A 24,677-nucleotide genomic window follows, 5' to 3' on the forward strand; every position below is an offset into this window, starting at 1 on the left:
GAAACAATCCAGAGACCGCTCCACGGCTCTGGATTGCTTCGCTCGCAATGACGGGTCGGGTCGTTATTTCGTCAGCGCCGCGACGCCGGGAAGCTCCTTGCCCTCGAGCCATTCGAGGAAAGCGCCGCCGGCGGTCGAGAGGTAGCTGAATTCCTGGGCCGCATGGGCCTGATTGAGCGCGGCCACAGTGTCGCCCCCGCCGGCGACGGAAAGGAGCTTGCCTTCCACGGTCAAACGCGCGGCCGTCTGCGCGACGGCGTTGGTGCCTTCGTCGAAGGGCGGCAGCTCGAAAGCGCCGAGCGGGCCGTTCCAAACCAGCGTCTTGGCCTTGGCGAGCAGGCTCTCTATATGGGCGATGCTCTTCGGCCCGACATCGAGGATCATGTCGCTTTCGCCGACATGCTCGATCGCGACGATATGCGAGGGCGCATGCGCCTCGAATTTCTGCGCGACAGTGGCGTCGATCGGCAGCACGATCTCGCAATTGGACGATTGCGCATCGGCGAGAATGGCGCGCGCCTTCTCGAGCAGATCATGCTCGCACAGCGATTTGCCGACCGGCTTGCCCTGCGCGGCGAGGAAAGTATTGGCCATGCCGCCGCCGATGACGAGAATATCCACCTTGCGAATGAGATTGCCGAGCAGATCGAGCTTGGTGGAGATTTTCGCGCCGCCGACGATCGCCATGACGGGACGCGCGGGATGTTCCAGCGCCTCCGAGAGCGCCTGCAGCTCCGCCTGCATGGTGCGGCCTGCATAGGCCGGCAGAAGATGCGCGAGCCCTTCCGTCGAGGCGTGCGCGCGATGCGCGGCGGAGAAGGCGTCGTTCACGTAAATATCGCCGAGCTTGGCGAGCTGCGCCGCGAAGGCGGGATCGTTCTTCTCCTCGCCCTTGTGGAAGCGCGTGTTCTCGAGCAGCAGAATGTCGCCATTCTTCAGCTGCGCGATCGCCGCGCCGGCGACATCGCCGACGCAATCATCGGCGAAGGCGATTTTGCGCTTGGCCGTCTCCTCTATCGCGGAGACGATTGGCTTCAAGGAATCCTCTTCCTTGCGCTCGCCCTTGGGACGGCCGAAATGGGCGAGAAGGATGACCTTGCCGCCCTTTTTCGAAATATCCTCTATCGTCGGCAATACGCGCTCTATGCGCGTCTTGTCGGTGACGACGCCATTCTCGGTCGGCACATTGAGATCGACGCGCAACAGGACGCGCTTGCCGTCGAGATCGGCGGAATCGAGCGTTTTGAAAGACGGCATGATCGTGCCCCGGTGAATGAGGAAAAGAATCGCATCTAGATGAGCCTGGCGATCGTCGCGGCGACATCCGTCATGCGGCCGGAGAAGCCCCATTCATTGTCGTACCAGGACAGGACGCGCACCAGCTCGCCCTCGATCACCTTGGTCTGATCGAGATGAAACACGGATGAACGCGGGTCATGGTTGAAATCGACCGAGACATTCTTGTCGCTCGTGTAGCCCAGAACGCCTTTCAGCGGGCCGTCGGCCGCGGCGATGATGGCGGCGTTGATCTCTTCCACGCTCGTCTTGCGCTTGGGGACGAATTTGAGATCGACGGCCGAGACATTGGGCGTCGGCACGCGAATGGCGGCGCCGTCCAGCTTGCCCTTCAGCTCCGGCAGCACCAGGCCCACGGCCTTGGCCGCCCCGGTGGAAGTGGGGATCATGGACAGAGCGGCGGCGCGGGCGCGGTAGAGATCCTTGTGATAGGTGTCCAGCGTCGGCTGGTCGCCCGTGTAGGAGTGGATCGTCGTCATGAAGCCGCGCTCTATGCCAATGGCGTCATTCAGCACCTTGGCGACGGGCGCGAGGCAATTGGTGGTGCAGGAGGCGTTGGAGATCACGAGATCGTCCTTCGTGATCTTGTCCTGATTGACGCCATAGACGACGGTGATGTCGGCGCCTTCGGAGGGGGCGGAGACCAGCACGCGGCGCGCGCCGGCTTCGAGCAGCGCCTTCGCCTTGTCGCGGGCGGTGAAAAGGCCCGTGCATTCGAGCGCAATGTCGACGCCGAGCGCCTTATAGGGCAGCTCGGCCGGATTTTTGATCGCCGTCGCCTTGATCGGCCCCTGGCCCACGTCGATCGAATCGCCTTCGACCTTCACCTCGCGGGGGAAACGGCCATGCACGGAATCATAGCGCAGCAGATGGGCGTTGGTCTCGACAGAGCCGAGATCGTTGATCGTCACCACCTCGAGGTCGGTGCGGCCGGTCTCGACGATGTAGCGAAGAATATTGCGTCCGATGCGTCCGAACCCATTGATCGCCACTCTCACGGCCATAGCGGTGCTCCTTCTCATCTGCTCGCTCGGGCGGGGCCGGGCGGTCGCCGAACCGCCCAAAATCGGGGCTTTGCCCATATTGCCGCATTTTCTGGCGGCGAACGCCCGCTCGAATGAGCGGCTTGATAACAGGTCGCGCCCCCCTGTCAACGCGGTCTCCGGTCGCTCCGCGGCGGAGTCGCGGCTCGGATTGGGGTTTACGCGATTGCTGCTAGGCGTTAACGATTCGTACGTGCGAATCTAATCGCGATCGGTCCGGTTTCCATATGACACAAGTCCCACACAGGCTCGACGATGCGCTGCAAAGGCTGTCCGCCGCGCTGGAGCGGCTGGAGGAGACTGTCGCGCGACGCATGGAGGTCGAGCTGTCGCAAGCGGATCTCGAGGAGGAGCTCGCCGTCATGCAGGACGACCGCAGCCGACTCGGCCTCGAGCTCGACGCCGCCCTCGCGCAGAACAGCGCGCTGGAGAAGGCGCGCGACGAGGTGCTGACGCGTCTCGACCGCACGAGCCTCGGCATTATCGCCGTGCTCGGCGACGAGGACCGGGCGCAGACGTAGCGAGAGGCGGCGAATGGCGCATGTTGTGGTGACGATCGCGGGCCGGACCTATCGCATGGCCTGCGAGGATGGCGAGGAAGCCCATCTCGACGAGCTGGCCAAGCTCGTCGAGAACAAGATTTTGACCTTGCGCGAAGGCTTCGGCGACATTGGCGAGCAGCGCATCACCGTGATGGCGGCGCTCACCCTCGCCGATGACGCGTCGATCGCGACGCGCAAGCTCGAGGCCCTGCAGGCGGAGCTGGCGACGCTGCGCGAGAACGCCGCCGCGGCGCAAGAGGCCGAAGCCGCTCTGGTGGAGAAGCTCGCCGCCGCGCTCGAGGATGCGACGACCCGCGTCGAGCGTCTCTCGCGCGATCTTCAGCACGGGGGCGCGGAGGCGCCCCCAATGCTCTGAGATCAGCGGCCCCAGGCCTCGAAGGCCGGCTCGTGCTTGACCTTCTCGAGATCGTCGGCCTGCTGCGACAGCTGAATATGCCGGCGCTCGGCCGCGTCGCGCTCCGCGCCGTCCTTGAGAATGGCGATCTTGAGCTGCTCGGTCGCCTTGCGGGCGAGGCCGTTGATCCAGCGGTTGATATTGGTGACGACCAGATTCTTGCGCGCCAGCTCGGCGTCGCGGCCGGTCTCGTCGCTCTTCAAAATGTCGCGCTCCTTGACCGCCGCGGCGAGCTGCGCGTCGAGATCGGCGAGCTTGTCCGGCGCGGCGCCGGCGCGCGCCTTCTCGATGGCGGCGATGCCGTCCTCCAGCCAGGAGATCTGCTGCGCGAGCACGCCGTCCTTGATCGGCCCTTTGACGTCGAAGGAATTGGGCAGCGGAAAGAAGGGGCTGATCTCCACCGCACGCGCCGGAGCGGCCGCGAAGGGCGCCGAGATCATTACGGCCAGAGCCAGTGTGGCGAATTTCGACATGTTTCTCTCCCATGCCGGCGGGTCGTTGCGTCATGAAGGCGCGCGTTTTCCCCAGCGCGCCGCCGCCCGCGGCTGCGCAAGACTGGGCCAATGACGTGACCAAGGCAAGTCGGTCCGCGCGCCTTACGCCGCGCCGCCCTGCGAGGCGCCCCAGAGCTATTGCGCGCGAGCGCTGACGGAGCCGGACCTGCGCCCACGATCATCTTGATCCAACGGCGATATATTGCGCTCCAGCTCCGCCCTACACAACGGCTGGCGGACATGCGATAATAGGTTTTGTCGAAGCGCACGCTCGGCGGCCACGATCGACAGGACCGCGCCGGCGCATTATTTTCACCGACGTGAGGATCATCGTCTCGCCGCCGACCCTGGCGGCTGCTTTTCAATTCTTATGGTTACGATCGAGATACGCAGAAAATAATGAGATTGTCTTCAAAGGCGAGGCCAATGCTAGAACTCGACTGTGGTAGCTGCTCGAACGCCACTATGCAGGGTCTCCGAGCGCTTCAGCATGATGTGCTCGAGCGTCTGGCGCGCGGCAAGCCGCTGCGCGAGACCATGGCGGAGCTGTGCCTTCGCGCCGAGCAGCTCGCGCCGCAGGCCACATGCTCCGTTCTCACGGTCGATCGCGAGGGCCGTCTGCATCCGCTGGCCGGTCCGAGCCTGCCGTCGCATTATTCCGACTCGCTCGACGGCCTTCGCATCGGGCCGGACGTCGGCTCCTGCGGCGCCTCCGCCTATTTCGGCGAGCCCGTCGAGGTCACGGACATGGCGAATGATCCGCGCTGGGCCGCCTTTCGCGCCCAGACCGCTCCGCTCGGCCTGCGCGCCTGCTGGTCGTCGCCCATTCGCGCCTCGGACGATCGCGTCATCGGCACTTTCGCCTTTTATTATCGCACCTGCCGCGGCGCGAGCCCGCTCGAGCGCACGATCGTCGAGACCTGCGTGCATCTCTGCGCCATCGCGCTCGAGCAGGAGGAGCGCAAGGAGCGCATCCGGCGGCTCGCCTATTTCGACGCCATCACCGGCGTCGCCAACCGCGCCTCCCTGGAGCAGCAGGGCGAGATCGTCATCGCCGCCGCGGTGGCCAATGGATTCGGCGCCGCGATCCACTGCATCGACCTCGATAATTTCAAGGAGATCAACGACACTCTGGGGCACAGGGCCGGCGATATTCTGCTGCGATCGGTGGCCGAGCGCATCTCCTCCATCGTCGGCGCCGCCGATATCGTCGCCCGCATCGGCGGCGACGAATTCGCCGTGGTGCAATCCCACGCCGGCTCGCTCGCCGATGTCGGCGCCTTCGCGATGCGATTGATGGAGGCGATGGCCGCCCCTTTCGATCTCGAGGAGGCGATGGCGACGGTCGGCGTCAGCGTCGGCATCGCCCGCGCGCCGGAAGACGGCCTCGATCTGCGGACGCTGATGCGCAAGGCGGATTTCGCCTTGTACGAGGCCAAATCCAGCGGCCGCGCCCATTTCCGCTTCTTCGATCCCGACATAGAATCGCGCATCGCCGCCAATCGGCGCATTTGGCAGGATTTGAGGGAGGCGGTCGGCGCCGGCGAGTTCGAGCTTCATTTCCAGCCCATTGTCGCGCTCGGCGTCACGCGCGTCTGCGGCTATGAGGCGCTGCTGCGCTGGCGGCACCCGCGCGACGGCGTGCGGACGCCGGAAGATTTCCTCCCCGTCGCGACAAAGGCCGGCCTGCTCTATGAGATCGGCGCCTGGATATTGAACGAGGCCTGCGCCAGCGCCGGCGCTCTGCCGCCCGACGCGCGCGTCAGCGTCAATGTCACCCAGCCGCAATTGGAGAAGACCGGCTTCGCCCGCGACGTCGCCGAGGCGCTCGCGGCCTCCGGCATGGATCCGAGCCGGCTGGAGATCGAGATCGCCAGCTCGGTCCGCCTCGCCGACAATGCCGAGATTCTGGGCTGCCTCGCCGCGATCCGCGCGCTCGGCGTCTCCATCGCGCTCGACGATTTCGGCGGCGGCGGCGCCCTCGCGCATCTCCACGCCCTGCCGATCGATCGCATCAAGCTCGGCCGTTCGCTGACGCAGCAGGCGCAGGCCGATCCGCGCGCGGCGACCATTGTGCGGTCGGTCGTCGCCCTCGCGCATGAGCTCGGCGTTGTGGCGACGGCCGAAGGCGTCGAGTCGGACGCGCAGCTGCGCGTTCTGCGCCAGCTCGGTTGCGACGAAATTCAGGGCTATGTCATCAGCCCGCCACAACCACTCCGCGCATTCGTCGAAGGCGTCGCGCCGGTCGGCCGCGTCCACCCGCCCGTCTCGCTCGCCTGAGAGTATCGCTCGCGCCATCCGCGCCCTTCTCGGGCGCGGACTCCGCTCCCGAGCGCAATGCGCTAGATTCCTCCTTCGGAGAAACATCTTCGGAACGCGATACGGACATTTTGCAAACAAATCGCGCCGCCAGCCTCCTCCAGCGGCGGGAGGCGCGTCGAAGGGTCGGGCATGTATCGGTATGAGCGCGACTCGCGTTCCGAGGAGCGGGACCTCGATCCCGAGGAGCTCGCCGCCGCGATCCGCGCGGATCAAGCGCAAATGCTCGCCACCGGACAATCGGTGCTGGTCTTCAACGCGGCCAACGCCGCGATCGTCGCGAGCATTTTTCACGATTTCTACCCGCGCGCGCTGATCGTCGCCTGGCTCGTCGCCATCGCGCTCCTCGTCGTCGCGCGCATCGTCCATGCGCGCCGCTTTCGCGCCATGCATCCCACGCCCGAAGCCGTGCGGCGCTTCCTCGCGCTGTGGACGCTCGGCTCGACGCTGACCGGCTGCCTCTGGGGAGCGGCTTCATCGGTCCTGTGGCTGACGCCGGACCCCGGCTATCACGCCTTCGCGCTTTTCGCCGCCGGCGGCATGGCGGCGGGCGCCATCGTCACCAATTCCGCCTATCTGCCGGCCATGTTCGGCTATATCGCGCCGGATGTGCTGCCCGCCATCGTCGGGCTCTTCGCGCGCGCGGAGCCGACCGCGCTGGCGATGGGCGCGCTGCTCACGGCCTTCACCGCCGTGCTCGTCATCATCGGCCTGCGCGCCCATGGCTGGCTGGTCTCGGTGTCGCGGCGCCGGCTGCAGCAGGAGGCGCTGTCGGCGGCGCTGCATCAGCGCAACGCTCTGCTGCACGCGGTCTCCACCGCCGCGACCGAGCTCACCACCGCGGCTCCCAGCGCCGCCGCAATTCCCGATCTGCTCGAATCCGTCGGCGCGGCCATCGACGCCGATCGCATTCTCGTCTTCGAATCCGGCGCGGCGCCGGATGAGCCCCCGTCCCTGCTGCATTTCTGGCGGCGCGCGGACTCTCCGGTCGCGCTGGACGCCTCCTTCTTCGAGGCCGATGGGAGGCGCGCCTTTCTCTCCGGCCCTCTGCTCGTCGCTCTCGCCGAGCGCCGGCCGGTGACGGCCGCGACGCGCCTGCTCGAGCCCGGCCCCGCCAAGAGCTTTCTCGAGCGCGCCGGCGTGCGCTCGGCGCTGTTCGCGCCCATCGTCGTCGACGACGCGCCCTGGGGCTGGGTGGAGGTGGAGGATTGCCGCAGCGAGCGCATTTGGAAGCCGGCCGAGATCGACGCGCTGCGCATACTCGGCGATCTCATCGGCGGCTCGCTGGCGCGGCAGCGCTATGTCGACCGGCTCCGCGACGCCAATGAGGTGGTGGAGCGCAGCCCGACTCTGCTGTTCCGCCTGCGCATGGACGGCAAAAGGCCGCGCCTCGTCTATGTCTCCCACAATATCGCGCTGTTCGGCTATGATCCCTGGGAGCTGACCGATCCGGCGCGCAGCCTCGCCGATTGCGTCCACCCCGAGGATCTCGACAAGGTCGGCGCCTCGCTGGCGCGGGCGGCGGCGGACGGGCGGCGCGGCGGCATGGTGGAGTTCCGCTTTCGGCGCCGCGACGGCGGCTATCGCTGGCTCGACGCCCGCTACGCCGCGCGCGATCGGGCCGGCCGCTCGCAGCTGATCGAAGGCGTCGCGCTGGACGTGACCGAGCGCAAGGAGGTCGCCGATCAGATCGCCATCCTCGCGCAGACGGATGCGCTCACCGGCCTCGCCAATCGCCGCAGCTTCATCGACGCGCTGCGTCACGCCTTCGCCGGCGCCGAGGCCGGCGGCGAGCCCTTCTCGCTGCTCTATATCGACGTCGATCATTTCAAGGACGTCAACGACCGGCTGGGCCACGCCAGCGGCGACGCGCTGCTGGAAGCGCTCGCGACGCGGCTGAGGAGCCATTGCCGCGCCGGCGATGTCGTCGCGCGGCTCGGCGGCGACGAATTCGCGATATTGCAATCCAGCTCGCGCGACGCCGCCAGCGCCTCCGTCATGGCGACGAAAATCTGCGCGCTCTCGGCCGAGCCCTATCGGCTGCCCGGCGGCGCGCGGCGCGCCACGGTGAGCGTCGGCGTCGCTCTCTTCGCCTCTGCTCTGGAGGGGCCGGACGCCATGCTGGCGCGCGCCGACCGCGCGCTCTATCGCGCCAAGGAGAATGGCAGAAACCAATATCGCATCTATTCCGAGACGCAGGAGCCGGCGAATAGCTTCTCGATTTGAATTTTGCGGACCGCGCCGCCATCATAGGGGCGCGCAAGCACGCAGCTGATTTCACACAGGCGATTTCATTCAGGTGACTTCATGCCCCCGACGCTCTCCACTTGGGCCTTTGTGCTCGCCGTTCCCGATCTCGACGCCAGCGCCCGCTATTTTCGCGACGTGCTCGGCTTCGAGCTGCTGTGGCCGGAGGCCACGGATTGGCGCCTGGTCCAGCGCGACAATTTCCGCGTGATGCTGGGCCATTGCCCCACCGACGCGCCGCCCGCCACGCTCGGCTCCCACAATCTGTTCGGCTATGTGAATGTGGACGACATCGACGCGCTCCACGCCGAGATCGCCGCCCGCGGCGCGCTCTGCACACCGCCGGCCGATCGCCCCTATGGAATGCGCGAGATCGTCGTGACGACGATCGACGGGCATCGCATTTTGTTCGGGCAGGCGATCGGCGGCGGGGCGGGATGATGGCTGCGATGCGCCGATTTCGGCCGTCCAGCGATCACGGCGTAAATTTCTGCTTGTCACCGAAACCAGCCATTATCTCGTCAAGGAGCGGAACTTCCATTTCGCGCAATCTTCAAAAATACTGTTTGCGTTGCAATGCTGGCGGTACCGGCCATATCGGGCTAGCCTCGCTCTCATGATTGGAATAGTTATGCCGCCGAGTCGCCGTCTACATCGTGCGGCATATTATATATAGCCGGAGGCGTGTTTGGAGGGCTTTCTACGGAAGCGCGCTGGACTGCGGGGACAAGAGTCGCCCATTCGGCTGCGAGCGGAGAATGGGGATGTATTGATGGCGGAGCGTAAGGCAATACCGGCTGCAACACGACTACGTTTATTTGCTGCGGCATCAGGCCACTGCCAGAAGCCGGATTGCCTTGACGCCCTGTTCCCAGTCGAAATGGGCGGCGACAAGCACATTGCTGAAATGGCGCATGTCATCCCCCATGGCGATGCCGGGCCGCGCCACGAAGATCGACCGCATGGGGATTTCGACGCGGATTCATTTGAGAACCTGATCCTTTTGTGCCCGACATGTCATACGAAGATCGACAAGGACCCCGAGGCTTTCCCTCGCAATATGCTGCTCCATTGGAAGCATAATCACCTCGCGAACTTGGCGCACAAGCAAGGGATCAGGGAATATGACGATCGTGGGCACGCGAGGGATGCGGTCACCGGCATACTGGCCGAAAACAGGGCCATTTGGGAAAGATATGCGCCCGCAGACGGAACCAACTTCGACTATGATCCAGAGTCCGAGGCTGCGAAGGTGTGGAGCCAACGAATGAGGAGCGTGATCCTACCCAATCACTACCGCGTTCAGGCGATCATCAAGGCCAATCTGAGATTTGCCGTTGACGAAGAGCGTCGAACCTTCGCGGAATATCAGGAACATGTGCGCGGCCTGTCGGAGCGACACGTTTGCGGCGTCGCAGGTCGTGCAATTCGTTTCCCAAAATTGATGGAAAGCATCTTCTCGTGAAATGGCAAGTAAATTACGCGCTGGCTAATTTCGCAGCGTCGGCGACTTCATCCGCGGAGCATGTAGAGGGCGACCTGATCAAGGTCATGACTGGAAACCAACCGGATGTGCTGGCCGCAATATCGCCCGATGAGACTATCGATTTGCCTACGGCGACCCGTTACAGAGAGCGATTACCAGGATTGGATTTCCTGTGTGGCTATCGGGCGAGTTGCGTTTGGGAGGGTGACGCGATCAATTACCTTGAAGAAAATCGCGTGGGCTGGGGAAATTTCGGGACGCTTTGCTCGGCGGCCCTAGACGGAAATGCCAACACTGCATCCCACAAGGTCTATAAGTTTTCCGACAGGCTTCTGCGGCAATTTCGTCGCCTGGAGCAGGTCATCCGGGAGTTCGACCGCGTTCACCGTGTCACTATCAGGGGCGGGGGCACTCTCAGGATAGGCATGATCGCGGAGTATGAACCCACCGCTGATGCTGTCCGCAGCCTTTGGGCGCGGTTCGGTCCGGTAGATATTGCGTGGAACATCAATCCCAACGGAAATCCTACGGTAGAAGCGGTTGATGCGGGACGTGAACTCGGATGCGAAGTGATAAAATGGGACGAGTTGAAGAACCGCATCACGAATGTCTGATGACGGCTAGTGAGATTGCCGCCCATCTATTGGGGTCTTGCGAATCACTGGCGCATTTCGATTCATACATGTTCGGTTCGACACTGAGCGGAATCGGCGAGGATATAGACATTCTAGTCGTAGGCCCCGACGGCGAAGATCTTTTCCGGCTCAAAGAGGAGATGCGGTTGGCAGGGGAAGACTTGCCACTGCACGTTCTCTACATGCGGCCGTCCGAAGCGCGCTACACCGGGTTCGTGGCTAAAGAGAAGTGCGTCCCGCTTGCGCAGCTGGCTTTGCCTACGACTTCATGTAGTGGGCGCAGCTAATCGTCGGCGGCTCAGTGCAAATGGCTGTATCGCGTCACTCCGCCGCCCCCATTCCCGTCCCCGCCTCGTCGCGATAGACTCTCCCCCATGACCGACTCCCCCATCCGCTATGTCGAGCCCGTGTTTCGCCCGCCCAGCGAGGCGGAGTCGCTGATATTGCCCGTCACCGATGGATGCTCGTGGAATCGTTGCAGCTTCTGCGAGATGTACACCGCGCCGCAGAAGCGCTTCCGTCCGCGGGACGAGGCGGAGGTGATGGAGAGCATAAAGCGCTGCGGCGAGATTTATGGGGCCTCGGTCGCGCGCGTGTTTCTGGCCGATGGCGACGCCATGACCTTGTCGAGGCGCCGTCTCGCCGCCATTCTCGAGGCGATCCGCCGCGAGCTGCCGGGCGTGCGGCGCGTGTCGAGCTATTGCCTGCCGCGCAATGTCAGCCGCAAATCCGTCGCCGAGCTGCACGATCTCGCCGCGCTCGGCCTGTCGCTCGTCTATGTCGGCGCGGAATCGGGCGATGACGATGTGCTGGCGCGAGTCCAGAAGGGCGAGACCTTCGCCTCCAGCCGCGACGCGCTGGAGAAGCTCGGCGCGGCGGGAATCAAGCGCTCGGTGATGATTCTCAACGGGCTCGGCGGCGCCGCGCTCAGCGAGCCGCATGCGGAAAATTCCGCCGCGCTGATCAACGCCGCGCAGCCGGAGTTTCTGGCGACTCTGGTGGTCAGCTTCCCCCGGGGCGAGGCGCGGTTTCGCGCCGATTTCCCTGATTTCGCGCCGCTCGACGTGCCGGGGCTGCTGCGCGAGATGGAGCGCTTCCTCTCGCGGCTGGAATTGCGGCGCACCGTGTTCCGCAGCGACCACGCCTCCAATTGGCTCGTGCTGCGCGGCACGCTCGGCGCCGACAAGCCGCGCCTGCTGGAGCAGCTCCGCGCCGCCATCGCCGCGCCGGAGGCGGCCCCGCTGCGGCCCGCCTGGGCGCGGGGGCTGTAGGCGTCCTTCCGCACTATGCGCCAGCGCACATCGCCCTCGGCGAGCAGAACCTATGCTGCCATTCGGTCGATCGGAATCGGCCGGTCGATGAGGAAAGATGCGCGCATGATCAGAATCGAGCTCGAGCCGCAGATCGCCAAGGAGCTGCTGATCGTCCTGGAACGGCGCCTGATGACGATTCACGAGGTGGAGCAGCGGCTGAAATCCGCCGAGTTCGGCTCGGCCGAGCAGGAGAAGGAAGCGCTCATTCCGATCATCATCGCGCTGGAGACCGCGCTGAAGATCCCGCCGCATCAATAGGGCGCGTGCGCCCGCGCGAGAGAGCGGCTATGCTCGCCGTCTCTCTCCCCGCAAGAGGCGCCAATATGCAATTTCTCCACACGATGATCCGCGTCGGCGATCTCGACCGCTCGCTGGACTTCTTCTGCAACAAGCTCGGCCTCGTCGAAGTGCGCCGCACCGAGAATGAGAAGGGCCGCTTCACCCTCGTCTACCTCGCCGCGCCGGACGATCTTCCGCAGGCGAAAGACGCGGGCGCGCCGCTCGTCGAGCTCACCTATAATTGGGACGAGCATGACTATGCGGGCAGCCGCAATTTCGGCCACCTCGCTTTCGCCGTCGACGACATCTACGCCCTATGCGCGCGGCTGCAGGCGGCCGGCGTTACGATCAATCGTCCGCCGCGCGACGGCTATATGGCCTTCATCCGCTCGCCCGATCAAATCTCGATCGAGCTGCTGCAGAAAGGCGCGCCGCTGCCGCCGGCCGAGCCCTGGAGTTCCATGCCCAACACCGGCGCCTGGTGAACGCTCGAACTTTCGTTCGTTGGAGCGAATTCTGATCGATCGAACGATTCCGTTCGATCGGAAAGCGCCCCAAAAAGCGCTCAGTAATAATAGTAGCGACGGCGACGCCAGTAACGCGGCCGATAATACCGGCGCCAGTAGCGGCGACGCCAGCGCGGCCGCCAGACGCGGCGGCGATAGTACCAATAGGTCTTTTCGACCTGCGCCCGCTCGATATCCTCCGCCGTCGCCACGGCGGCCTCGGGAGCCGGCTCCGGCGCCCGCGGCGCCTCGAGCGGCGCGATCGAGGTGAGGGCGTCGGCAGGACCGGCGACCAGCGCCGCCGCCGCGCCGATGACGAAAAATTTCATGAAAGAGCGACGTTCCATCGACTTTCCTCCGTAAAAGCCGTCGCGACCGGCGCGGGACGCGCCCGCGCGAGCGGCTCATCCTCAAAGAAATCGGGCCGTCCCGGCGGCCGGCAAGGCCTTCGCCGTTTTTCCGCCGCGCGCCGGGGGTAAAAGGGCGGATGACGATGAAACCTTTTTGGAACTACGGCGTTTTGCTTACGCGGCGCCGGGCGGGACAGCCGAATGATCGAATAGATTCGAATGAAACGGAGTTTTGTGACGATAGAGCGGTAAACATGACGACAGCGCTTCTCGAAATTTGGTCCGGCTTTTGCGTGGGCGTCGCGGTTCAGGCGGCGGAGCGGCGTCTCGGACGGAAGCCGACAATCGGACGCCATGAGAAGACTATGGGAATTCCGAAAATGCATTCCGACGGAGCAGGAGAGTTTCGTTCGCAGGACGGAGAAAAGGTCATGCTCGTCACCGATCTCATCCATTCATGCTCGAACGACAAGGTCGCGCAGGCGGCGACTTTCTGCATCGGAGGCGTTTTCGCCGAGAGAGTCCGCGCCGTCGCGCAGGAGAATGGCGTCAGCGAGGGACGTTTCGTCTCTGTCGTGGTGCGCGATTTCGCGCAGAGGGCCGATGAGGCGGAGCGCGCGCAGCTGGCGCGCGAGATGGCCGGCTCCGATCAGCCGATCCTCAGTGGGCTGCGCAAGGTGGTCGAGAAGGCGCTGGAAGGCGGCGCGCAATTCGCCGATGACGTGAAAGGCTTCGGTCTGCCTTTCCTGCGCGACGGCGGGCTCTCCTTCGACGCCGCGGCTCGCCTGCAGCGCGCCGCGCGCTGAGGCGCGCTTCGCGCTTCTCGCCAGCGGCCTCTCTTGCCGTCGGCGCGCCGAGCGGCGACAATAGCGCCGCTCGGCCGTCTCATGGTCGAATCGGCAAAGGCGGGGCATGGCCGGACTGATCGACGAAGCGCAGATCGTCTCCATTCTGACGACCTATGGCTATTGGGCCATATTCTTCATCGTCGCGCTGGAGAGCGCCGGCATACCGCTCCCCGGCGAGACGACATTGGTCGGCGCGGCCATTTACGCCGGCCACTCCGGCAATATGGACATTCGCTTCGTCATTCTGGCCGCGGCGGCCGGCGCGATCTTCGGCGACAATATCGGCTTTTGGGTCGGGCGCGAGTTCGGCGTGCGGCTGCTGATGCGCTATGGCTCGCATATCGGCGTCGGGCCGCCGCAATTGCGGCTCGGGCAATATCTCTTCATGCGCTGGGGCGGCGCCATCGTGTTCTTCGGCCGCTTCATCGCGCTGCTGCGCATATTGGCGGCCGTGCTCGCCGGCGCCAATCGCTTCGATCCGGTGAAGTTCCTGGCCTACAACGCCGCGGGCGGCATTTGCTGGGCGTTGGTCTTCGGCCTCGGCGGCTATGTCTTCGGCGCGGCCATCCATCGCATCGCCGGCCCGATCGGTTGGCTCGGCCTCGCCGGCGCGATTCTCGGCGCCTTCCTGCTGTGGCGCTATTGGAAAATCCACGAGGAGCGGCTGACGAAGGAGGCCGAGGCGCATTTCGAGCGCATCGATCATCGTCCGCCGTGACGCCAGACGTCAGCTATGCGCGAGGCGAGCGAGCGCCAAAACAGCTCCGAGAATGACGAGCGTCTGAAAGCCGATCGTTCCGAACAGCCATTTGATGATCTCGGCTTTCGTGGCCTCGATCTTCGCCTCGAGGCGCAGCTCGGCTTTTTCGATCTTCGACTCCAGGTCCGTCTTTACGGTGGCCAGATCGGCTTTCGTCGCCAGCTCCTGGCTCGTCGCCTCGGCGAAAGCCTCCGCTGTCGCCTTGGCCTGAGCATGCGGAACGCCCGCGGCCTCGAGCTTCTCCATGCCTCACGCCTCGCTGTCGGCCGGCCGCGGCGCGAGGCGCCCCGCCTCCCAGCCGATGATCGCCTGCTTTCGCGTCAGCCCCCAGTGATAGCCGGTGAGCGCGCCGCTCGCTCCGAGCACGCGATGGCAGGGCACGATGAAGGAAACGGGATTGCGCCCGACAGACGCGCCCACCGCTCGCGCGGCGCCGGGCTTGCCGAGCCGTCGGGCGATCACGCCATAAGTGGTCGCCCGGCCCATGTCGATGTCGAGCAGCGCCTCCCAGACCGAAACGTCGAATTCCGAGCCGATCAGCACGAGGCGCAAGGGCTGGTCCGGCCGCCATTCCGCCGGATCGAAAGCGCGCCGCGCATAAGCCGCGGTCGCCGCGCCATCGAGCGAGAATCGCGCCTTCGGCCAGCGGCGGCGAAGATCGTCCAACGCCTCCGCGCGCGCGCCGTCGACGAAGCCGAGCCCGGCGAGGCCGCGCTCTGTCGCGACCAAAATCGCCTCGCCGAAAGGCGAAGGGTGGAAGCCGTAGCGCATCTCCAGCCCCTCGCCGCCGCGCTTATATTCGCCCGGCGTCAGCGCCTCATGCGTCACGAAGAGATCATGCAGGCGCGAGGGGCCGGAAAGGCCGAGCGATAGCGAGGCGTCGAGCAGGCTCGTCTCGCCGCCGAGCAGCGCGCGCGCATGGCGCAGAGTCAGCGCCTCGAGGAAGGCCTTGGGCGAGAGTCCCGCCCAGCGCCGGAACAAGGCGCGCAAATGCGCTTCGGACAGGCCCGCCGCCTCCGCCATTTCCTCGACCGAGGGCTGCCGACGCCAATTCTCGCCGATGAAGCGGATCGTCTCCGCGACCTTGGCGTAATCCTCCTGCGGCCGCGTTTCGGCGAGAGGAGGGATGATGTCGGTGCGCAGGGTCATGCGGCGCATCATGGCGCGCGCGGCCGAGCGCCGCCACCCGAAAACGAGCCGCCACCCGAAAACGCGTCAGGAATAGAAAGGCCCGCGCTTGGCCGTCGCCAGCGCGCGCGAAAGCTCCTCGGCGAGCGCGGCCTTTTGCTCCGGCGCGAGAAAGCCGCCGATCTCGATACGCTCGCCGCGCGAGACGAGCAGCACGCGCTGCATGCCGAACTCCTCGTCCTCTTCCGTCTCGAGCCGCAGCCAATAAGTGTCGAAGCGCCGCTCCCGCCGCAGGCCATAGGCGCTCTTCTTGACGATGACGAGCTCGAAAGGGGTGAGGCTGATGCTCTCGAAAGCTCTGGCCGAACGAAAGCTCACGCGCAGCGCGACATAGAGCGCCAGCACGTCGAGCCCCATGAAGCCGACGACCGGCCAGGCGCCGAGAATATAGAAGGGAACCGACAGCGCGCATGTGCCCGCGCCGAACAGCAGGATGAACACATGCGCCTGCCGCGGCGTCATCGAGCGATGCGGGATCAGCCGCGTCTGATAAATGGCTTCCGCAGAAGGTGCGCTCGCTGTCACGCCGCCGCCTTTCGTTCTCCAGAATGCCGAGTTATAACGCCTTTATGCCGAACGAAAAGAGCTCGCTCGCCAAGGCGCGGCGTCCCGCATCGCCGCGCAGCCGCGAGGCTGCGCGCATCGATGAGATTTTCGCGCGTCTCGAGGCGGCCGATCCGCATCCCAAAGGCGAGCTCGAGCATGTGAATGTCTTCACTCTGCTCGTCGCCGTGGTGCTCTCCGCCCAAGCGACCGACGTCGGCGTCAACAAGGCGACGCGCGCTCTGTTCCAAATCGCCGACACGCCGCAAAAAATGCTCGCGCTCGGCGTCGAAGGACTCTGCGGCTATATCAAGACGATCGGCCTCTATCCCACCAAGGCGAAGAATGTCATCGCCCTCTGCGCGCAGCTGATCGAGAAGCACGGCGGCGAGGTTCCCTGCGACCGCGAGGCGTTGCAGGCGCTGCCCGGCGTCGGCCGCAAGACCGCCAATGTGGTGCTCAACATCGCCTTTCATGTGCCGGTGATCGCGGTGGACACGCATATTTTCCGCGTCTCCAACCGGCTGCCGCTGACCAAGGGCAAGACTGTCGAGCAGGTGGAGGCCGGCCTCGAGAAAATCGTGCCCGAGCGCTTCAAGCTCCATGCGCATCACTGGCTGATCCTGCATGGCCGCTATGTGTGCAAGGCGCGCCGGCCGGAATGCGAGCGCTGCATCATCGCCGATCTCTGCCGTTTCGAGGGCAAGACGATCTGAGAGGGCAAGACGATCTGACGGCCAGCCCGCCCTTTTCGGGCCGGAATGTGCGCCAGCGCACGAACGCCGCCCCGCTCTCCCGCTAAACCACAGCCATAGTCCGGCCGCGTGGAGGGAGGGGTCATGGGTTTCGAATTCTCCGCCCCTCGCGCGCGCCGCATGCAGGCCACGAATCAGAAACCAATCATTAACGTAGCCCATAAAAAAGGCGGGTCGCGGCCGGTTTCGCAGGCGCCTGCGCGGACCGGCCTGAAGTGGATTATTTTCAGACAATTAGAGAGAAACCAAAGGCCGGCCGAGCACAATCTCTGCGCTTGTCGCGCCGCGCGCGCCGACTTATACGAACGTCTCCGCTTTCGCGCGGCCAGGCGCAGTTTCCAGCGTTTCGCCGTCACATCACGGCTCCATGCCCACTCTCTATCATCATCCGCTCTGCCCCCATTCCCGCTTCGTGCGGCTGATTCTCGCCGAATACGGGATCGAGACGACGCTGGTCGAGGAGCGGGCGGCCGAGCGGCGGCGGGAGTTTTTGACGCTCGACCCGGCCTGCAAGACGCCGGTGCTCGTCGACGACGACGGGACCGTGATTCCGGGCGCGAGCGTCATCGTCGAATATCTCGAGGATTGCCTGCCGCCGGATTTCCGCGGCTTGCGGCTGATGCCGCTCGGACTGCACGAGCGCATAGAGACGCGCCGGCTGATCGAATGGTTCAATGTCAAATTCTTCGACGAGGTGACGAATTATCTGGTCACCGAGAAAGTCTACAAGCGCTTTCTCGCGCCGGAGATCGGCGGCGGCGCGCCGGACATGGATCTGCTGCGGGTCGCGCGCGCCAATTTGCGTCCCCATATTCGCTATATCGGCTATCTGACCGAAGCGCGGCGCTGGCTGGCGGGCGAATCCCTCACCTATGCGGATTTCGCCGCTGCGGCTCATCTCTCCTGCGTCGACTATCTGGGCGACGTGCCATGGGACGAGGACGAGACGGTCAAGCATTGGTATCAGCGGATCAAGTCGCGGCCGGCCTTCCGTCCCCTGCTGGCCGATCGCGCGCCGGGCATGACGCCGGGGCCGGTCTACGCCGAGCTGGACTTCTGAGCCTCGAGCAGACGCTGCGCGGCCGCGCGGCCGCGCTCGGCTTCGATCTCTGCGCCATTACATCCGCCGACGCTCCCGCCGAGGCCGGCGAGCGCCTCGCCCAATGGCTCGAATCCGGCGCCCATGGCGATATGGAGTGGATGGCGGAAACCGCCGAGCGCCGAGCTGCGCCGAAGGCGCTGTGGTCGCAGGCGCGCTCCATAATAATGCTCGGCGTCGATTATGGCGCGTCCGGCGATCCGCTGGCGACGCTGGAGAAGCCCGATCGCGGCGCCGTCTCGCTCTATGCGCGCCGACGCGACTATCACGAGGTCATCAAGGGTCGGCTGAAGCAGCTCGCCGGCTTTCTGCTGGCGCAGGCCGGCGGCGGCGAGGTCAAGGTCTTCGTCGACACGGCGCCGGTGATGGAAAAGCCGCTGGCGCAGGCGGCCGGGCTCGGCTGGCAGGGCAAGCACACCAATCTCGTCTCGCGGCGCTTCGGCTCCTGGCTGCTGCTCGGCGCGATCTTCACCGATCTTTCGCTCACGCCCGATGCGCCGGAAGAGGATCATTGCGGCTCCTGCCGCGCCTGTCTCGACGCCTGCCCGACCAAGGCCTTTCCGGCGCCCTACCGGCTCGATGCGCGGCGCTGCGTCGCCTACCTCACCATAGAGCACAAGGGCCAGATCCCGCGCGAGTTCCGCGAAGCCATCGGCAATCGGATCTTCGGCTGCGACGATTGCCTCGCCGTCTGCCCCTGGAACAAATTCGCGCGAGCGACGCGGGACGCCAAGCTCGCCCTGCGCGAGGATCTCTCCGCGCTCCCCCTCGCCGATCTCGCCGCGCTGGACGACGCCGGCTTTCGCGCGCTCTTCGCGGGAACGCCGGTGAAGCGGCTCGGCCATGCGCGCTTTCGGCGCAATGTGGCGATCGCCATCGGCAATTCGAAAAACCCACGGCTCGCCGCCGCTCTCCGGCCGCTGCTCTCCGATTCGTCGCCGCTCGCGCGTGGCGCATCCGTCTGGGCGCTGGCGCGGCTTCTCCCTGCGGGAGATTTTTCCGCTCTCGCCGGGAAAGCTCTCGCTGAGGAAAAAGACGTAGCGGTGCGCGACGAGTGGGCAAAAGGACACACCTGACGAAAAAGTGACGCCGCGACGCAGATTGCCGCGGCGCAACGCCGGCGCATCCATGGATTCGCCACAGCACAAACAGTAGAGTTCTCTGCGCCGCCCTCGGGCGCGCGCCTCACGCCGAACGCCGCCGCCATGCCCAATGTTTCGCGACGCACAATAGATGATCCAGCCGCCGAGGCGGCGCGCCTTTTGGCGCGTCTCAGCATCATGCTGCTGTTCATCATCTCGCAGCTCGCGCCGATCCTGACGCGGCAGACCATCTATATTCTGCTGCCCATCGGCGCCGCCCTGCTGCTGCTCTCGGCCAGCCTCGCGCCAGAGTCGCGGCGGCTCCGCGAGATCGCCGTGCTGGCGCTGACGCCGACCGCCCTCGCCGCTTTCTTCTTCGTCGGCTGGACGGGATTGTCGCTCGCCTGGACGCCTTTCGGCGCCGGCCCGGCGGAGCGCTACGCCAAGAGCGCCGCGACCTTGGCGCTGGTCGCCGCCGCCTGCGCTCTGCTGCCGGCGCGCACCAAGACCTCCAATCTCAATCTCCTGCCGATCGGCACGGGCGCCGCCGCCGCGGCCCTCGCCGCCGTCGCTCTGCTCTCGGCGAATGGCGGCGATCCGCCGCTCGATCTCGACAGCAATGCGCTGCAGCGCGCCGGCCTCGGCCTGGCGCTGGCGATCTGGCCTGCGCTCGGCGCGCTGGCGCTGCGCGGACGCTGGGTGTCCGCCGCCCTTCTCGCTCTCGTCAGCGTCGCCGCCTGCCTGCTGGCGCGCGCCCCCAATGCGCTGCCCGCGCTGATGGTCGGCGCGCTGGCGCTGGCGCTGTCCTTCGGCAAGGCGCGACGCGCCGGCTCGCTGCTGGCGATCCTCTCGGCGGCGCTGATCCTGCTGGCTCCGCTGGCGCCGATTCTCGTGCATCTCGTCGCGCCCGAGCGGCTGCCGGCCTTCGCCGCCCCGCTCGAGACATGGGGACGAATCATCGCCAATGACGGGCCGCGGCTCCTCATCGGCCATGGCTTCGGCGCGGCGGTCTTCGGCGTCGCCGGGCATTATCTCTACCCGGACACGCCGCGCAGCCTGCTGTTCCAAGTGTGGTTCGATCTCGGCGTTCTCGGCGCGCTCGGCCTCGCCGCCGTCGTCGCCCGCGCCTTCTATGTCATCGGACGGACGCGGCCGGTGCTCGCGCCATTCCTGCTCGGCGGCCTGGCGACGGGTCTGACGATCTGCGTGCTGGGACCGGCGGCCGAGCAGCTCTGGTGGCTGACGCTCGCCGGCCTCAACGCGATCGCCTACGCTCTCGTGCTGAAGGGGCAGTTCCGCACGCGCCGCCCGCGCCTCGAGCCCAATGGCGGCATGGGGCGGCTCGTCGTCCGCTGAAACGGGCTCGTTATTGCGGGCAGGCGATTCCGCGGGCGACGCTGACCTGACCGTCCGAGCCTTCGACGCGAGTGACCGCCAGCACGCAATCCTCGTCATCGGCGCCATAGGCGCGGCCGATCAGAATCGCCGGACCATCGCCGAAGGGACGCAGCACGGTCGCGCTGTCGCCGAGCGTCGTCCTGGTGATGAGAGAGGGCGTAGCAGGCGCCTCGAAACGCGCGCCGAGCGACGGCGTGGCGGCGACGGACGCGCCGAGGCTGGCCGCGACCGTCACGGCGAGAAGAATTCGTGAATTTCTCGACAGGACCGAATTTCTCGACAGGACCATGATTCGACGCTCCCGGCGAAGGGCCGACTGGAGCGAGGAACTCTCCCCGAAGCGTCGGCCGCGCCTCTCATGGGCTGTAACGCGGCGACGTCGGCGATGGTTGCAGAGACCGTAGAAACCGAAAGGCGAGGCCGGAGCCTCGCCTCAATGCCTCGCCTCGCGCCTCACTCGCAGACGCGAGTGGGACGATAGCCGACGACGACGCCATATTCGTCGAACACCGGACGACGCTCGCGCCAGCAGCGATAGGGCGGCGGCGCTTCATAGACCGGGGCCGGATAATAGGCCGGCGCGCCATAATAGGGCGGGGGCGGCGCAACCGGACGCGCTGCGCCGCCGGCGAGCGCGCCGAGCGCGAAGCCGCCGATGCCCGCGGCGATGGCCGCGCCCGGATCGCCCGCAGCGGCCGGCGCGGCCGTCACGATCGGCGCGACGCCGAGGCCGAGCGCGACGAGCGCGCCCGCGATTTTTCGTGCCGAAATCTCCCTCATGACTCTCTCCATCACACCAGGGGCGTCGCTCGAACGGCCTGTCCCCGAGTCGCGCCCACTAGCCGCGCGCCGAGCGCGTCGATGAAAGCCAGAAAACGTAAATGAACGGCGAAAACGTGGCCGTGCCCCGCGCGTTTTTCTAATTTTCGACGGGTGATGCGCTCACGCCACAGCGTCGCGGCGCGGCGGCTCGGGAATGGGAAAACGCAGCGCGATTCGCGTGCCCTTGCGACGGATGGCCGGGCTCTGCGCGACGATGGAGCCGCCCATCGCCTCGACGAGGCCCCGGCAGATGGAGAGGCCGAGGCCGGTGCCGGCCTTGCGCCCGTCGATGCGCCCGCCGCGGTAGAATTTCTCGAATATGCGCTCGAGATCGGCCGGCTTCACCCCCGGCCCTTCGTCGGTAACGGTGAGCAGCAGCTCGTCGCCGTCGCGGCGGGCGTAGACCGAGGCCTGGCCGCCGCCATATTTATGCGCATTGTCGAGCAAATTGAAAACGATCTGCCCCAGCAGGCCGGCGTCGCCGCGAATGGCCGGCAGATCGGGCGCGAGGCTCGCCGAAACCTTCAGCTGCGGAAACTCCTTGCGGCTGCGCTCCATCGCGGAGCGCACGGCGTCGCCGACATCGACGAGCTCGCGCCGCGGCGCCAGCGCGCCCGATTCGATGCGCGACATATCGAGCAGATTGACGACGAAGCGCGACAGCCGCGCAGCCTCCTCCTCTATGGACACGAGCAGATCGAGCCGATCCGTATCGGCGAGCCGATCGCCGAGCTGGCGCAGGCTGGTGACGGCGCCGGTGATGGAGGCGAGCGGCGTGCGCAGATCATGCGAGAGCGAGGCCAGCAGCGTGCTGCGCAGCTTCTCATTCTCCTCGAGCGCGGCGGCGCGCACCGATTCCCTCACCAGCAGCGCGCGATCGACCGCTATGGCGGTCTGCTCGAGAATTGCCGTCAGCATGCGCTCATTCTGCGCCGAGGGCGTCTCTTGCGCATTCTTCGGCTCGAGGCCGATCACCGCCACGACGCCGCGGGTCGTCGCCAGCGGACGAAACGCGAAACGAATGTTCGGCAGCGTACCGCTGCGCAATCCCGCCGGTTCGGCGCGCTCATAGGCCCAGCGCGCGGCGCCCGCCTCCTTGGCGTCCAATTGGTCGATCGGCGGCCAGGCGGCGGCGATCGTCAGCTCGCCGTCGTCGGGCGCGAGAAGCACGGCGCTCTTGGCGTCGAGCGCCTTTTGCGCATGCATGGCGGCGGCCCACATCACCTCGTCGAGCGAGGCCGCGCTCGACAATTTGCGCGAGAATTCGAACAGCGATTGCGCCGCCTCCGCCCGCGCGCGCATGGCGCGCGACTGCTCGCGCACGCGGCCGGCGAGCGTGCCGGTCACTATGGCGACGAAAGTATAGACGAGCAGCGACAGAAACTCGTGCGCCTGCGAGATGGTGAATTCATAGCGCGGATCGACGAAGAAAAAATCGAAGGCGAAGAAGGAGAGAATGGAGGCCGCGACGGCCGACCACACGCCGGCGGCGAGCGCGCAGAACACGACGGAGGCGAGAAAGATCATCCCGAGGTTGGGAAGATGCAGCCACATGTCGAGCGGCCAGGCGACGAGCGTGGCGCAAGCGACGGAGGCGAATGTCGCGCCGACGCCGCGCCAGAATTCGCCATGAGCGGAGCGCGCCTTGCGCGGCCGCGCTTCTTCCTCGGCCTTCGCGCGGCTCTCGGTGATGACCTGCACGGCGATATCGTCCGAGCGCCGCACGATCTCATCGGTCAGCGATTTGCGCCACAGCCGCGCCAGCTGACCAGCGCGCGAGCGGCCGACGACGATCTGCGTGATGTTCTCGCGCCGCGCGAATCTCAGCGCCTCGCCGGCGAGATCATGGCCGGAGACGCGCTCCACCGTCGCGCCGAGACGCTCGGCCAATCGCAGCGCCTCGTCGATGCGCCGCGCGCGCTCGGCGTCCTGCTCCTCTTCGCCCGCGCGCTCGAGATGCAGCGCGATCCAGGGCGCATTGAGCCCGGTCGCGAGACGCGCGCCGGCGCGCACGACGAATTCCGACAGACGATCGGAGCCGACGCAGACGAGCAGCCGCTCCGATGTCGCCCATGGCCCTTCGATCGCGTTCTGCCGCAGATAATCGACCATCTGATCGTCGACGCGCTCCGCCGTGCGGCGCAGCGCCAGCTCTCGCAACGCCGTGAGATTGCGCGGCGTGAAGAAATTCTGCACGGCGCGGCGCGCCATGTCGGGCACATAGACCTTGCCCTCTTTCAAACGCTGCAGCAGCTCGTCCGGCGTCACATCGACGAGCACGACATCGGCCGCGTCCTGCAGCACGCGATCGGGAACCGTCTCGCGCACGGCGACGCCGGCGATGCGCGAGACGACATCGGCGAGACTCTCGAGATGCTGAATATTGAGCGCGGTCCACACGTCGACGCCGCTGTCGAGCAGCTCCTCGACGTCCTGCCAGCGCTTCGGGTGTCGGCTGTCCGGCGCATTGGTGTGCGCGAGCTCGTCGACGACGATGAGCGCGGGATGACGCGCGAGCGCGGCGTCGACGTCGAACTCCTCGAGCGTGCGGCCGCGATATTCGATCTTGCGGCGCGGCAGAATCTCGAGGCCTTCCGTCAGCGCCTCCGTCTCGCGGCGCCCATGCGTCTCGACGAGGCCGATGACGACATCGACGCCATCGGTCTTCAAGGCGCGAGCGCGGGCGAGCATTGCGTAAGTCTTGCCGACGCCCGGCGCCGCGCCGAGAAAGACGCGCAGCTTGCCGCGCTTCTCGCGATCGGCGAGCGCGAGCAGCGCGTCCGGGTCCGGCCGACGTTCGAATTCGCTTCCCGTCTCCGCCATTGTCCTTTAGCTCTCGCACACGCTGCGTCACGACAAAATGCGGGAGGCGCGCCGCACGCGCAAGCGCGGACACGGCGAAATCTCGCGCTCACGCCCGATCTTTACGCAGCCCTTATGCGCCTCCCGCAAATCGCGAATGGCTTCCTTACGGCGAGGCGACGCATCGTGCGGCCGTCCACCCTTCTCGAGGAGACGAGCATGTTTCAGATCATCAGCGCGGCGATCGCCGGCTCTGCGCTCATCGTCGCCTATGCCGCGGCCTGGCGCATCTATCGAAGCGCCTGGGAGCGAAAGGCGACGCCCGCGCTCGCCCCAAGACTCGTCCCAAGACCCGCGACCCGCGCGGGCGCACTCATCCTGCTGCTGCGCCGCCGTCGCCTGATGAGGGCCCGCCACGCCGGGCCGCGCGGCGGAGATCTCGCAAAGGCGTGATA

Annotated in this window: 27 protein-coding genes; 17 read left to right on the top strand and 10 right to left on the bottom strand. The window is 66.2% G+C overall.

All coding sequences use genetic code 11. From position 1 onward, the window contains the following. Nucleotides 1-63: 63 nt before the first annotated feature. Both ACT53T_RS19955 and gap read right to left on the bottom strand, forming a co-directional pair. Nucleotides 64-1,257, bottom strand: a complete 1,194-nt coding sequence (locus ACT53T_RS19955; protein ID WP_476162559.1) for a phosphoglycerate kinase — start codon at nt 1,255-1,257, stop codon at nt 64-66. Nucleotides 1,258-1,292: 35 nt separating this feature from the next. Continuing rightward, complete coding sequence (gene gap, locus ACT53T_RS19960) at nt 1,293-2,300, bottom strand: type I glyceraldehyde-3-phosphate dehydrogenase (protein WP_476162560.1); 1,008 nt, start codon at nt 2,298-2,300, stop codon at nt 1,293-1,295. A gap of 266 nt (nt 2,301-2,566) precedes the next feature. Between gap and ACT53T_RS19965 the strand changes: the two genes are divergently transcribed. Both ACT53T_RS19965 and ACT53T_RS19970 read left to right on the top strand, forming a co-directional pair. Further along, a complete protein-coding gene (locus tag ACT53T_RS19965; RefSeq protein ID WP_400769825.1) occupies nt 2,567-2,860 on the top strand; it encodes a DUF4164 family protein in 294 nt (97 codons plus the stop codon). Nucleotides 2,861-2,873: 13 nt separating this feature from the next. Next, nucleotides 2,874-3,257 carry a cell division protein ZapA gene (locus ACT53T_RS19970; protein WP_476162561.1) on the top strand — a complete coding sequence of 128 codons (384 nt, stop codon included), beginning with the start codon at nt 2,874-2,876 and terminating at the stop codon, nt 3,255-3,257. Nucleotides 3,258-3,259: 2 nt separating this feature from the next. On the opposite strand, the gene ACT53T_RS19975 is transcribed toward ACT53T_RS19970, so the two are convergent. After that, nucleotides 3,260-3,769, bottom strand: coding sequence for a hypothetical protein (locus ACT53T_RS19975; protein ID WP_026191503.1), 510 nt, complete (start codon nt 3,767-3,769; stop codon nt 3,260-3,262). A 486-nt stretch (nt 3,770-4,255) separates the two neighbouring features. On the opposite strand from ACT53T_RS19975, the gene ACT53T_RS19980 reads away from it, so the two are divergent. The 8 genes from ACT53T_RS19980 to ACT53T_RS20015 all read left to right on the top strand — a co-directional run bounded on the left by ACT53T_RS19980 (nt 4,256) and on the right by ACT53T_RS20015 (nt 12,554). Next, nucleotides 4,256-6,070, top strand: coding sequence for a putative bifunctional diguanylate cyclase/phosphodiesterase (locus tag ACT53T_RS19980; RefSeq protein ID WP_476162562.1), 1,815 nt, complete (start codon nt 4,256-4,258; stop codon nt 6,068-6,070). A gap of 171 nt (nt 6,071-6,241) precedes the next feature. Beyond that, nucleotides 6,242-8,335: a diguanylate cyclase domain-containing protein gene (locus ACT53T_RS19985; protein WP_476162563.1), complete on the top strand. Its 2,094-nt coding sequence runs from the start codon at nt 6,242-6,244 to the stop codon at nt 8,333-8,335. Nucleotides 8,336-8,416: 81 nt separating this feature from the next. Continuing rightward, the gene (locus tag ACT53T_RS19990) at nt 8,417-8,797 is read left to right on the top strand and encodes a VOC family protein (RefSeq protein WP_476162564.1); all 381 of its coding nucleotides are present in this window, start codon (nt 8,417-8,419) and stop codon (nt 8,795-8,797) included. A 331-nt stretch (nt 8,798-9,128) separates the two neighbouring features. Next, on the top strand, nt 9,129-9,821 hold the full coding sequence (locus tag ACT53T_RS19995) for an HNH endonuclease (RefSeq protein ID WP_476162565.1): 693 nt from the start codon (nt 9,129-9,131) through the stop codon (nt 9,819-9,821). Beyond that, nucleotides 9,818-10,456 (top strand): hypothetical protein, encoded by a 639-nt coding sequence (locus tag ACT53T_RS20000; RefSeq protein ID WP_476162566.1) that lies wholly within the window; start codon nt 9,818-9,820, stop codon nt 10,454-10,456. The genes ACT53T_RS19995 and ACT53T_RS20000 overlap by 4 nt, the downstream gene beginning before the upstream one ends. Nucleotides 10,457-10,851: 395 nt before the next feature. Beyond that, entirely contained in the window at nt 10,852-11,748 is an 897-nt protein-coding gene (locus ACT53T_RS20005) for a radical SAM protein (RefSeq protein WP_476162567.1), read from the top strand. Between the two features lie 105 nt (nt 11,749-11,853). After that, nucleotides 11,854-12,048 (top strand): hypothetical protein, encoded by a 195-nt coding sequence (locus ACT53T_RS20010; protein WP_400769832.1) that lies wholly within the window; start codon nt 11,854-11,856, stop codon nt 12,046-12,048. A gap of 65 nt (nt 12,049-12,113) precedes the next feature. Further along, entirely contained in the window at nt 12,114-12,554 is a 441-nt protein-coding gene (locus ACT53T_RS20015) for a VOC family protein (protein ID WP_400769833.1), read from the top strand. Nucleotides 12,555-12,634: 80 nt separating this feature from the next. Here the strand turns inward: ACT53T_RS20015 and ACT53T_RS20020 are convergent, their stop codons facing one another. Then, complete coding sequence (locus ACT53T_RS20020; protein ID WP_400769834.1) at nt 12,635-12,922, bottom strand: hypothetical protein; 288 nt, start codon at nt 12,920-12,922, stop codon at nt 12,635-12,637. A gap of 368 nt (nt 12,923-13,290) precedes the next feature. Between ACT53T_RS20020 and ACT53T_RS20025 the strand changes: the two genes are divergently transcribed. After that, nucleotides 13,291-13,731: a hypothetical protein gene (locus ACT53T_RS20025; protein ID WP_476162568.1), complete on the top strand. Its 441-nt coding sequence runs from the start codon at nt 13,291-13,293 to the stop codon at nt 13,729-13,731. Nucleotides 13,732-13,837: 106 nt separating this feature from the next. Then, the gene (locus ACT53T_RS20030; protein ID WP_400769836.1) at nt 13,838-14,491 is read left to right on the top strand and encodes a DedA family protein; all 654 of its coding nucleotides are present in this window, start codon (nt 13,838-13,840) and stop codon (nt 14,489-14,491) included. A 9-nt stretch (nt 14,492-14,500) separates the two neighbouring features. On the opposite strand, the gene ACT53T_RS20035 is transcribed toward ACT53T_RS20030, so the two are convergent. The 3 genes from ACT53T_RS20035 to ACT53T_RS20045 form a co-directional block, all read right to left on the bottom strand. Further along, complete coding sequence (locus ACT53T_RS20035) at nt 14,501-14,779, bottom strand: DUF1640 domain-containing protein (protein ID WP_476162569.1); 279 nt, start codon at nt 14,777-14,779, stop codon at nt 14,501-14,503. A 3-nt stretch (nt 14,780-14,782) separates the two neighbouring features. Continuing rightward, nucleotides 14,783-15,682: a methylated-DNA--[protein]-cysteine S-methyltransferase gene (locus tag ACT53T_RS20040; RefSeq protein WP_476162570.1), complete on the bottom strand. Its 900-nt coding sequence runs from the start codon at nt 15,680-15,682 to the stop codon at nt 14,783-14,785. Nucleotides 15,683-15,748: 66 nt separating this feature from the next. After that, nucleotides 15,749-16,246 (bottom strand): DUF2244 domain-containing protein, encoded by a 498-nt coding sequence (locus tag ACT53T_RS20045; RefSeq protein WP_476162571.1) that lies wholly within the window; start codon nt 16,244-16,246, stop codon nt 15,749-15,751. 44 nt (nt 16,247-16,290) lie between these two features. Here ACT53T_RS20045 and nth point away from each other — a divergent pair, with 44 nt between their 5' ends. The 4 genes from nth (at nt 16,291) to ACT53T_RS20065 (ending at nt 20,556) form a co-directional block, all read left to right on the top strand. Continuing rightward, nucleotides 16,291-16,980, top strand: a complete 690-nt coding sequence (gene nth, locus ACT53T_RS20050; RefSeq protein ID WP_020493743.1) for an endonuclease III — start codon at nt 16,291-16,293, stop codon at nt 16,978-16,980. A 406-nt stretch (nt 16,981-17,386) separates the two neighbouring features. Continuing rightward, on the top strand, nt 17,387-18,079 hold the full coding sequence (locus ACT53T_RS20055; RefSeq protein WP_476162572.1) for a glutathione S-transferase family protein: 693 nt from the start codon (nt 17,387-17,389) through the stop codon (nt 18,077-18,079). Then, the gene (gene queG, locus ACT53T_RS20060) at nt 17,977-19,194 is read left to right on the top strand and encodes a tRNA epoxyqueuosine(34) reductase QueG (protein WP_476162573.1); all 1,218 of its coding nucleotides are present in this window, start codon (nt 17,977-17,979) and stop codon (nt 19,192-19,194) included. Before ACT53T_RS20055 ends, queG begins: the two co-directional genes overlap by 103 nt. 129 nt (nt 19,195-19,323) lie before the next feature. Beyond that, nucleotides 19,324-20,556 carry a hypothetical protein gene (locus tag ACT53T_RS20065; RefSeq protein WP_400769842.1) on the top strand — a complete coding sequence of 411 codons (1,233 nt, stop codon included), beginning with the start codon at nt 19,324-19,326 and terminating at the stop codon, nt 20,554-20,556. A 10-nt stretch (nt 20,557-20,566) separates the two neighbouring features. Here the strand turns inward: ACT53T_RS20065 and ACT53T_RS20070 are convergent, their stop codons facing one another. The 3 genes from ACT53T_RS20070 to ACT53T_RS20080 all read right to left on the bottom strand — a co-directional run bounded on the left by ACT53T_RS20070 (nt 20,567) and on the right by ACT53T_RS20080 (nt 24,243). Beyond that, complete coding sequence (locus tag ACT53T_RS20070) at nt 20,567-20,887, bottom strand: hypothetical protein (protein WP_400769843.1); 321 nt, start codon at nt 20,885-20,887, stop codon at nt 20,567-20,569. 164 nt (nt 20,888-21,051) lie between these two features. Continuing rightward, nucleotides 21,052-21,378, bottom strand: coding sequence for a hypothetical protein (locus ACT53T_RS20075; protein WP_245278269.1), 327 nt, complete (start codon nt 21,376-21,378; stop codon nt 21,052-21,054). A gap of 162 nt (nt 21,379-21,540) precedes the next feature. Continuing rightward, nucleotides 21,541-24,243, bottom strand: coding sequence for a DUF4118 domain-containing protein (locus ACT53T_RS20080; RefSeq protein WP_476162574.1), 2,703 nt, complete (start codon nt 24,241-24,243; stop codon nt 21,541-21,543). 198 nt (nt 24,244-24,441) lie between these two features. Between ACT53T_RS20080 and ACT53T_RS20085 the strand changes: the two genes are divergently transcribed. After that, nucleotides 24,442-24,675 (top strand): hypothetical protein, encoded by a 234-nt coding sequence (locus ACT53T_RS20085; protein ID WP_476162575.1) that lies wholly within the window; start codon nt 24,442-24,444, stop codon nt 24,673-24,675. Nucleotides 24,676-24,677: the final 2 nt, after the last annotated feature.

It is taken from the genome of Methylosinus sp. DMC45, assembly GCF_056313885.1.

Coding starts and splice junctions, on each gene's coding strand:
- ACT53T_RS19955 (WP_476162559.1), bottom strand. CDS start 1,257: ATGCCGTCTTTCAAAACGCTCGATTCCGCCGATCTCGACGGCAAGCGC.
- gap (WP_476162560.1), bottom strand. CDS start 2,300: ATGGCCGTGAGAGTGGCGATCAATGGGTTCGGACGCATCGGACGCAAT.
- ACT53T_RS19965 (WP_400769825.1), top strand. CDS start 2,567: ATGACACAAGTCCCACACAGGCTCGACGATGCGCTGCAAAGGCTGTCC.
- ACT53T_RS19970 (WP_476162561.1), top strand. CDS start 2,874: ATGGCGCATGTTGTGGTGACGATCGCGGGCCGGACCTATCGCATGGCC.
- ACT53T_RS19975 (WP_026191503.1), bottom strand. CDS start 3,769: ATGTCGAAATTCGCCACACTGGCTCTGGCCGTAATGATCTCGGCGCCC.
- ACT53T_RS19980 (WP_476162562.1), top strand. CDS start 4,256: ATGCAGGGTCTCCGAGCGCTTCAGCATGATGTGCTCGAGCGTCTGGCG.
- ACT53T_RS19985 (WP_476162563.1), top strand. CDS start 6,242: ATGTATCGGTATGAGCGCGACTCGCGTTCCGAGGAGCGGGACCTCGAT.
- ACT53T_RS19990 (WP_476162564.1), top strand. CDS start 8,417: ATGCCCCCGACGCTCTCCACTTGGGCCTTTGTGCTCGCCGTTCCCGAT.
- ACT53T_RS19995 (WP_476162565.1), top strand. CDS start 9,129: ATGGCGGAGCGTAAGGCAATACCGGCTGCAACACGACTACGTTTATTT.
- ACT53T_RS20005 (WP_476162567.1), top strand. CDS start 10,852: ATGACCGACTCCCCCATCCGCTATGTCGAGCCCGTGTTTCGCCCGCCC.
- ACT53T_RS20010 (WP_400769832.1), top strand. CDS start 11,854: ATGATCAGAATCGAGCTCGAGCCGCAGATCGCCAAGGAGCTGCTGATC.
- ACT53T_RS20015 (WP_400769833.1), top strand. CDS start 12,114: ATGCAATTTCTCCACACGATGATCCGCGTCGGCGATCTCGACCGCTCG.
- ACT53T_RS20020 (WP_400769834.1), bottom strand. CDS start 12,922: ATGGAACGTCGCTCTTTCATGAAATTTTTCGTCATCGGCGCGGCGGCG.
- ACT53T_RS20025 (WP_476162568.1), top strand. CDS start 13,291: ATGGGAATTCCGAAAATGCATTCCGACGGAGCAGGAGAGTTTCGTTCG.
- ACT53T_RS20030 (WP_400769836.1), top strand. CDS start 13,838: ATGGCCGGACTGATCGACGAAGCGCAGATCGTCTCCATTCTGACGACC.
- ACT53T_RS20035 (WP_476162569.1), bottom strand. CDS start 14,779: ATGGAGAAGCTCGAGGCCGCGGGCGTTCCGCATGCTCAGGCCAAGGCG.
- ACT53T_RS20040 (WP_476162570.1), bottom strand. CDS start 15,682: ATGACCCTGCGCACCGACATCATCCCTCCTCTCGCCGAAACGCGGCCG.
- nth (WP_020493743.1), top strand. CDS start 16,291: ATGCCGAACGAAAAGAGCTCGCTCGCCAAGGCGCGGCGTCCCGCATCG.
- ACT53T_RS20055 (WP_476162572.1), top strand. CDS start 17,387: ATGCCCACTCTCTATCATCATCCGCTCTGCCCCCATTCCCGCTTCGTG.
- ACT53T_RS20065 (WP_400769842.1), top strand. CDS start 19,324: ATGCCCAATGTTTCGCGACGCACAATAGATGATCCAGCCGCCGAGGCG.
- ACT53T_RS20070 (WP_400769843.1), bottom strand. CDS start 20,887: ATGGTCCTGTCGAGAAATTCGGTCCTGTCGAGAAATTCACGAATTCTT.
- ACT53T_RS20075 (WP_245278269.1), bottom strand. CDS start 21,378: ATGAGGGAGATTTCGGCACGAAAAATCGCGGGCGCGCTCGTCGCGCTC.
- ACT53T_RS20080 (WP_476162574.1), bottom strand. CDS start 24,243: ATGGCGGAGACGGGAAGCGAATTCGAACGTCGGCCGGACCCGGACGCG.
- ACT53T_RS20085 (WP_476162575.1), top strand. CDS start 24,442: ATGTTTCAGATCATCAGCGCGGCGATCGCCGGCTCTGCGCTCATCGTC.